Source organism: Nitrososphaera sp., from assembly GCF_050748925.1.
Taxonomy (GTDB): domain Archaea; phylum Thermoproteota; class Nitrososphaeria; order Nitrososphaerales; family Nitrososphaeraceae; genus Nitrososphaera.
This window is the reverse complement of the sequence record NZ_JBOGQF010000107.1, coordinates 1-6,021: the sequence shown is the minus strand read 5'-3', so window position 1 is coordinate 6,021 and position 6,021 is coordinate 1. Positions and strand designations below refer to the sequence as shown.

The following is a 6,021-nucleotide window of genomic DNA, read 5'->3' as shown; positions in this document are numbered from 1 at the left end:
CTCTATTGCGTCGCCCCCGGAGCAAAAGAAGCACTGGGAGCTCTACATCCGCTGGGTCAGAAAGCCGGTTCCCGGCAGGCTGACGACGCAGATGTTCAACATGAAGGAAGGCGACGACGTCCTGTGGGTAAAGCCCACCGGCATTTTCACTATCAACGAAAAGATGCACGACGGCACGCCTGACAACCGGAGGATGGTGCTCATCGGCGGAGGCACCGGCCTTGCGCCGTTCGTATCATATTCGATGCACCTGAAGGCGACACAGAGCAAGCGCGAAATCGTCGTGCTGCACGGCGCCAGCTATGTCGACGAGCTGGGCTACCGCGACCTGCTCAGCCAGATGGAAGAGGAGAGCCTCGACCATGGCAAGGGGGTATGGAATTTCCGCTACCGCGCAAGCGTCTCGAGGCCGCAGGAATGGTTCAACAGGACTTGGAACGGCCAGAAGGGCAGGGTCGAGTCGTTTCTCAGGCCAAAGGCCGGCAAGGACCTCTCGCCGCTTGAAGAGATGGTGGGGGAAAAGGTGACGCCAGAGAACACGTCGTTCTACATCTGCGGCTGGCAGGGGACCGTGGACGGCGCGCTGGACTACCTCATACCAAAGGGGTTCGTGACTGAGCGCAACAAGCGCAAGGACGGATCGTACGACATCAAGTTCGAGTCGTACGGCTGACCTCTCTATTTTTTAAAGCCTTATATTTTCGATCAAGGGCAACCCCTACATGAAATTTGAATATGAAGAGTTCGAGTCGGTAGAGGACGTTTTTCTCTACCTGGTCTCCGTCGCGCCTTACGGCAAGCAGGTGATGCCGATTAGCTCGTACAAGGGCTATGTGTTTGCGATAATCCCGCTCAGCCCGCTGTCCGGCGACCTCATGATGATGGTCTACACCAAGGGCAAGCTCGACCAGGGCCTGGTAGAGTTTGACGTCTCGACGAGGAAATACAGAATGGTCCCGGCGCTGGAGCGCTCTGACAGGAACTATTTCATAGTGCTCGTGCCAAAGGTGGCCACGGTGGCTGACGAGGCGATAAAGGGCCTAAAGTAAGTTATACTCCAATGTAACTTGAGAAATCCTTTCTTTATTTTCTACAAATCACATCTCATAATGGCTATTTATCCAAAAGTAGGTTGCTGCTAACAGGCAAAAAGCGGGTAACCATTCAACTGCTGTCTTGGCTTCCTATTATGAGATGACTTCTAGTAAAAGCAAGCGCAAGTCTCCGCTACTTTCTAAACCGCTAGTGTGCGTTTCCAGTGGAAAAGCGGCAAAATAATCGTTCTTTTATATCAGTTGCAGGCGCTGCGCTGTACAGTGCGGCGGGGAGGGGAAAAGCGCAGGCAGCTTTCAACAAAGACAGGTTACAGTTTCTTTGGCAGTGGAGCGGTAACCGACCGCTTGTTAGTATAGCGAGCGATGATGTCCTCTGGCAGCTGGCCATGGAACAGGTCCTTTGACAGTCCGCGGAGGTACCTCATTATCGCCCACGTGCCTGCCTTGATGAGCAACGCCATGAATGCCTTCATGGCAGGACCGTAGCTCTTGTTCCTGATGATGATTGGGATGATGTCGTTTATCACGCGCAGGTTGTGCTGCCAGCACATCCAGAACAGCGTGAACTGCGCCTCGTTGAGGTTGCCAAAGTGCATAGAGTTCTTTTCGGAAAAGTCCTGGTAGAGCAACGGCGCCACGATGCCTCGCATGTTGGTCCGCTTGAAATCTTCGATGAGGTCGATGGTGTACTGCGTTTCGTCAGGCGTCTCGTCCGGCCAGCCGATGATGAGCGTGAGGGCCGGGAACCAGTGGTTGTCGTTGAGGACCTTGCACCCTTCTCTCACCACTGCGTCCCATTCTTCTGGCTGGAACGGCTTGGTCTTTACTCCCAGGTGCTTTTTGACCATGCGCGGCGCGACGGTCTCGATGCCAAGGTTGGTCGCAAGCCACCTTCCGCCTGCCGTGTCCATCTCGTTGATCTGCGACAGCTTTTTCAGGAGGTCTGGAGAGGACGCGACTGCTGAAAGCGTCATGTGGGTAGTGCCGACAAAGCGGGCGCCCGTTGACTTTAAGCCGCTCCAAAGCTCGGTGATCGCGTCCGCGTTTGGAATGAATTCCTTGTTGTCGCAGCCGTAAAGCAACATCTCGTCAGACTGGAGCCAGATAGAGTCAAAGCCATAGTCGAGGTTCAGCTGCGCCTCTTTTTTCAGGCGCTCCAGCGGAAAGTCTTTCTTGGTCCTCTTGTTGACGTCGCAAAAGTCGCATCCCCTGCCACAGCCCCGCATCGCCTCAATGAGCGAGTTGACAGTCGGCCCCTGCATCAGAGGCACGTTGTCGATGTTGCGGACAAATGTGTGCAAGAGCTCTGGCGCGTCCCCTGCCTCGAGGTCGTGGAAGAGGTCCAGCGCCAGCTCGTCTGCCTCGCCGATAACGACAGTATCGATGCCGTGGATCTTCATCCTGTCCGGCTTTGCTAATTCCCACGAGCCGTTGCCGCCGACCACGACCTTGAAATTGTATTTCTTTTTTAGCTGAATAATAGAAGCACACATCTTTTTGAACTTCATGGCGACGTACGAGAGTTTCTCCGGCGACATGGTCGTCGTGACCGGCGCCATGCCTAGCGGGTCCATGACGTTGATGCCTACCACCTTGGTCTCCGGGCCGATGCACTTTTCAAGCATCTCGGGGTGGGCGAGGAATATGTCGTCGCGCTTGTACTCCTGCAAGAGCGCGCCTTCAATCCTTCGCAGGCCGCACTGGGCTACCTTGACGCCGCCGGTGCTCGCGTCAGTCTCGACGCTCGGGCAGAATATCTTGTCAAACACAAACTCGGGCACAAGCTCGTACGGCCCGCAGGCGATAAAGCCATAGAGGAAGTTGCCCCTGTAATTGGTCATGAGACTGCGGTCAGCAGTCAACACTATCCTTCTGCCGCCAGAAGCTACCACGATGTATCCGAACTTCTTCGCGCTCGGCTATAAATAAATCTATTACCCTGACTTCTATTCTTACTGTTAGTAGAGGCCCTTCTTGTGTCCCTTGTCAAGGATCTGCTTCAGCTTCGCGTGGTCGAGGAGCCCAAATGCGTCTTTCAGCGTGACCCACGTAAAATCCGCGTGCTCCTCTGATATCCTGACCTGCCTGGTGGACGTGATTGCAAAGTAAAAGCTCACCTCTTTTTCTGAGCGCATGCCGTCGCCCTTGAAAAACGAATACATTATCTTGCCGATGTGCGACTGGATGTCAAGGTCGCTGATGCCCGTCTCTTCGCGCACCTCGCGCACGAGCGTCTGCAACTCGGTCTCGCCTTTTTCCTTGTGGCCCTGCGGGAATCCCCAGAACCCGCGCCTGTTCTTTAAAAGCAGAAACTGTGCCGACTCGGTGTTGTCATACTTGTACTTTATCACCGCGCCTACCGACTGCTCTAGGGCCACTTTCTGTAACATCTTGGAAAAAGGCGTGTACAACAATAAAATAGTATTGTTTTTCTATAGCGACAAACACCTGCATTTGCGGTCCTTAAGTATTAATATCGACTGCAAACCTGAACCTCTGTTAGTGGGCCGGTCGTCTAGTCCGGTAGGATACGGCATTGGCATTGCTGAGGCCGTGGGTTCAAATCCCACCCGGTCCACCTTTCTACCACTAGCGCGCGTTTCCAGTGGAAAGTGGCAAAAATAATTGTTCTTTTATATCACCTGCAGCAGTTGCGCGGTACAGTGCGGCGGGAAAGCGCGCAACTTTCAATCTGTCAGTGTATCCGGTCGATGGACAAAAATGCTGGTGCCTTTTCTAAACTCGCAGGTCTTCCCTTATCTCAAACGCCGCCTTGCCGCCGTGCATTATCCTGTATATCCTGTAAGGCGACCCGTCGGGGTTCCTGCCGACCCTGACCACCTCTCGAAACGTTTCAAGTCTGGAAGAGGCAATGATGGCGCCGATGCCCTTTCTTTTCTGCCTGACCTGCCTTACGATGCCTGCCGGCAGGTTTTTGCAGTATATTTTTGACCGGGCGCGCACGAGTACCCTGCCCTTTGCTAAAAGTACGGCCTCCCTTTCGATGACTTCCGTGCCCTGCTGCCTTGTGACCTTGACTTCTATCGGCGAGCCTGCAATGATGGCAAGCACCTGCTCTACGGTGCCCGTGTGACCTAGCAGGATCTCTTGGTCGCGCGTCAGCCTGAGCCCTGCAATGTTTTCCGTCATGAAATGGCCACCGCCCTTGCGGCAAGCACCGCCAGCGAAAACGCGATTGTCGCAATGCTCAGCATCTTGAGCCTGCCCTCCAGTTTTTTCGCGTCCTTGCCGTCCTTTTTCGCCTGCTTGTACGGCCTCGATATTTTTATTTCTGCATAGCTTGCAAGCGCAGCGCCGGCGGCCGCTGCAAACGGCAAAACGCTAAACTCGCCGGTCTGGATGAGGTATCCGGCCATGGCCGGCAGGGCGCCCCACGACACTGCAAACCAAAAGTCGTTGTGGAACCGGCCGCCAAAGAGCTCAAAGTTGTATGCAAAGAGGAAGAACCCTTCAAGGGCCGCTACGATGCCAAGGAGCGGCGCATACAGGATGATATAGTAGGCGCCAATTGCGTACGCGCCTGCCACCGACGCTGCCATCAGCGCGGCCACCTGGCGCCTTGAAAAATAGCTGCCCCACGGCTTGTTTTTCGAGCCGATGGCGTCGGCGGCGTGCGCCCCGATGCCCAGCGCCAGCGCGTAAATGAGCGCGATGGCGCCCACCCTGTCCCAGTGGACCTCTTGCGCTGACATCGACCCGAGTATGGTAAATGATATGCACATGCCCGTGTAGGGGAGGAACATCATGCCGACAAACGCGCGGAATTTGTCAGGCCCGAAACTGGGCACGAACCACTCGTTGATCCTGCTCAAGGCTTTCTCCCAACCACTATGGCCGCAGTGCCAAGGGTGAGGTGCCTGCCTGCGACGCCTTGAAAGCCGCATTTCTGCATGGCATCGATGGCCTGCTCCTCCCACCGCGACTGGCAGATGACGCTGTCAAGGCCGTCAAAGACGGGCTTCCACGACCTTGCAAACGTCCCTGCGAGCCGGAGGGCTGCAAAATACGCGTTCCACAGGCTGCGCATCGCGCCGCCGGGGCACGCAAAGTCGTGCAAGACCACAATCCCTCCTGGCTTTAGCACCCGCAAGCACTCGCACACCATCAGGCTCACGTCGACATACTTTGCCAGATAAGACGAGACTACCGCGTCAAAAGTTCCGTCCCTGTACGGCAATACCTCCGCGGTGCCCTGCGCAAACAGGGGCCCCATTTTGTCTTTGGCAATCTCTAGATAATCGCGGGTAAAGTCAAGTCCGGCCACCGGCCGACCTGTTTCTCTGATCATGGAGGTGAGGATGCCTGTCCCGCAGGCAAGGTCGAGGACGGGGCCGTGCCCTGAAACTACCTTTAGTATCTCGCGCTTCCATGCCGCGTCGCGGCCAAACGTGGTGATGCCGACGACTGCGTCATAGCTTGGCGCAGTGGAGGGGGTAAAGAATTTTCTTGCGCTTGCGTGGCCGGCGTGGACAAGCAATGAGGCAATTACGCGTTACTCGCTATTAAGAGCGACGACGACAAGTAATTATGAGATACCGCCGGTAATGACGTGGCGTATATGTATTTCGTCAACTGGCAGCGCACCATATCGCTTGAAGAGCGCGACGGCCAAAAGGTGGTGGTCAAGCGGAACAAGCCCACCACCGAGTTCCACGAATACATCCTGTTTGGCACCTATGTCGCAATCTCTATCCTGCTTGCCCACCCGTCGCCGCCCCCGATGCCCGGCGGCATCGCCAGAAACGAAGGCCACGAAATGCGCGGGACCCTCGGCCGGCTCGGCATCCAGACTCCCCGGCTGCTCCTTATTTCAAGCGACATGCTCATCGAAGAATACATCGAAGGCGGCGACCTGTACAGGGCTCTTGCGTCAGGCAGCGCCGGCGCGGCCCTTGCCTTTGCCGCAGGCAGCCTGACGGGACTGATGCACTGCGGGGGGTACGTC

General features: G+C 55.9%; 8 protein-coding genes and 1 tRNA gene. 4 read left to right on the top strand and 5 right to left on the bottom strand.

All coding sequences use genetic code 11. The annotated features are described in order from the left end of the window. Both ACREAY_RS09060 and ACREAY_RS09055 read left to right on the top strand, forming a co-directional pair. On the top strand, positions 1-673 hold a 673-nt coding region (locus tag ACREAY_RS09060; protein WP_431755450.1), incomplete at its 5' end, for a ferredoxin--NADP reductase. Between the two features lie 49 nt (positions 674-722). Further along, complete coding sequence (locus tag ACREAY_RS09055) at positions 723-1,049, top strand: hypothetical protein (RefSeq protein ID WP_431755449.1); 327 nt, start codon at positions 723-725, stop codon at positions 1,047-1,049. Between the two features lie 314 nt (positions 1,050-1,363). Here ACREAY_RS09055 and ACREAY_RS09050 read toward each other — a convergent pair whose 3' ends face one another. Beyond that, positions 1,364-2,896, bottom strand: coding sequence for a B12-binding domain-containing radical SAM protein (locus ACREAY_RS09050; protein ID WP_431755448.1), 1,533 nt, complete (start codon positions 2,894-2,896; stop codon positions 1,364-1,366). A 117-nt stretch (positions 2,897-3,013) separates the two neighbouring features. After that, positions 3,014-3,445, bottom strand: coding sequence for a bis(5'-nucleosyl)-tetraphosphatase (locus ACREAY_RS09045; protein WP_431755447.1), 432 nt, complete (start codon positions 3,443-3,445; stop codon positions 3,014-3,016). Between the two features lie 114 nt (positions 3,446-3,559). On the opposite strand from ACREAY_RS09045, the gene ACREAY_RS09040 reads away from it, so the two are divergent. Beyond that, positions 3,560-3,633 (top strand) — tRNA-Ala (locus ACREAY_RS09040). 158 nt (positions 3,634-3,791) lie between these two features. Here ACREAY_RS09040 and ACREAY_RS09035 read toward each other — a convergent pair. Genes ACREAY_RS09035 through ACREAY_RS09025 form a run of 3 tightly spaced genes read right to left on the bottom strand, consistent with a single transcriptional unit; the run spans position 3,792 to position 5,553 of the window. Then, the gene (locus ACREAY_RS09035) at positions 3,792-4,205 is read right to left on the bottom strand and encodes a chorismate--pyruvate lyase family protein (protein ID WP_431755446.1); all 414 of its coding nucleotides are present in this window, start codon (positions 4,203-4,205) and stop codon (positions 3,792-3,794) included. After that, the gene (locus ACREAY_RS09030; RefSeq protein ID WP_431755445.1) at positions 4,202-4,888 is read right to left on the bottom strand and encodes a hypothetical protein; all 687 of its coding nucleotides are present in this window, start codon (positions 4,886-4,888) and stop codon (positions 4,202-4,204) included. The genes ACREAY_RS09035 and ACREAY_RS09030 overlap by 4 nt, the downstream gene beginning before the upstream one ends. Further along, positions 4,885-5,553: a methyltransferase domain-containing protein gene (locus tag ACREAY_RS09025; RefSeq protein ID WP_431755444.1), complete on the bottom strand. Its 669-nt coding sequence runs from the start codon at positions 5,551-5,553 to the stop codon at positions 4,885-4,887. Before ACREAY_RS09025 ends, ACREAY_RS09030 begins: the two co-directional genes overlap by 4 nt. Positions 5,554-5,625: 72 nt before the next feature. Here ACREAY_RS09025 and ACREAY_RS09020 point away from each other — a divergent pair. Then, positions 5,626-6,021, top strand: a 396-nt coding sequence (locus ACREAY_RS09020; protein ID WP_431755443.1) for a hypothetical protein, incomplete at its 3' end; no start/stop codon positions are given.